Below are 1,648 nucleotides of genomic sequence, written 5' to 3'. Positions count from 1 at the left end.
TGATCAGGTAATTCATTGTGAGCGCTTACCGCGAGGGGAAGACATCGTTTAAGGAGGTGATCCAGCCGCAGGTTCCCCTACGGCTACCTTGTTACGACTTCACCCCAGTCATGAACCACACCGTGGTGATCGCCCTCTTGCGTTAGGCTAACCACTTCTGGTGCAGTCCACTCCCATGGTGTGACGGGCGGTGTGTACAAGGCCCGGGAACGTATTCACCGTAGCATTCTGATCTACGATTACTAGCGATTCCGACTTCACGGAGTCGAGTTGCAGACTCCGATCCGGACTGAGATCGGCTTTTCGGGATTGGCTGACTCTCGCGAGCTCGCAACCCTTTGTACCGACCATTGTAGCACGTGTGTAGCCCTACTCGTAAGGGCCATGATGACTTGACGTCGTCCCCACCTTCCTCCGGTTTGTCACCGGCAGTCTCCTTAGAGTTCCCGCCATTACGCGCTGGCAAATAAGGACAAGGGTTGCGCTCGTTACGGGACTTAACCCAACATTTCACAACACGAGCTGACGACAGCCATGCAGCACCTGTCTCTGCGTTCCCGAAGGCACTAAGGTATCTCTACCGAATTCGCAGGATGTCAAGAGTAGGTAAGGTTCTTCGCGTTGCATCGAATTAAACCACATGCTCCACCGCTTGTGCGGGCCCCCGTCAATTCATTTGAGTTTTAACCTTGCGGCCGTACTCCCCAGGCGGTCGACTTATCGCGTTAACTTCGCCACAAAGTGCGCTAGGCACCCAACGGCTGGTCGACATCGTTTACGGCGTGGACTACCAGGGTATCTAATCCTGTTTGCTACCCACGCTTTCGCACCTCAGTGTCAGTGTCAGTCCAGAAGGCCGCCTTCGCCACTGGTATTCCTCCCGATCTCTACGCATTTCACCGCTACACCGGGAATTCTACCTTCCTCTCCTGCACTCTAGCTTGACAGTTCCGGATGCCGTTCCCAGGTTGAGCCCGGGGCTTTCACAACCGGCTTATCAAGCCACCTACGCGCGCTTTACGCCCAGTAATTCCGATTAACGCTTGCACCCTCCGTATTACCGCGGCTGCTGGCACGGAGTTAGCCGGTGCTTCTTCTGCGAGTGATGTCTTTCCTAGCGGGTATTAACCGCTAGGCGTTCTTCCTCGCTGAAAGTGCTTTACAACCCGAGGGCCTTCTTCACACACGCGGCATGGCTGGATCAGGGTTGCCCCCATTGTCCAATATTCCCCACTGCTGCCTCCCGTAGGAGTTCGGGCCGTGTCTCAGTCCCGATGTGGCTGATCATCCTCTCAGACCAGCTACGGATCGTTGCCTTGGTGAGCCGTTACCTCACCAACTAGCTAATCCGACATAGGCTCATCCGATAGCGGGAGCCGAAGCCCCCTTTCTCCCGTAGGACGTATGCGGTATTAGCCTGGGTTTCCCCAGGTTATCCCCCACTATCGGGCAGATTCCTATGCATTACTCACCCGTCCGCCGCTCGTCAGCATCCAGCAAGCTGGATCTGTTACCGCTCGACTTGCATGTGTTAGGCCTGCCGCCAGCGTTCAATCTGAGCCATGATCAAACTCTTCAGTTTAAGATCAATGCGGTTCTTGCCTGTGACCGAGGCCACAGAAGCGAACCAAACTTGGCTCAAGGGTCA

At 55.3% G+C, this 1,648-nt stretch carries 1 rRNA gene; it reads right to left on the bottom strand.

Features of this window, described 5'->3' with window-relative positions:
* Positions 1 to 49 precede the first annotated feature (49 nt).
* Positions 50 to 1,582, bottom strand: a 16S ribosomal RNA gene (locus QIT27_RS16965).
* Positions 1,583 to 1,648: the final 66 nt, after the last annotated feature.

Origin of the sequence: Halomonas sp. LC1, assembly GCF_030247125.1 — a bacterium.
Classification (GTDB): Bacteria; Pseudomonadota; Gammaproteobacteria; order Pseudomonadales; family Halomonadaceae; genus Vreelandella.
This window is presented reverse-complemented; position numbering and strand designations above follow the sequence as displayed.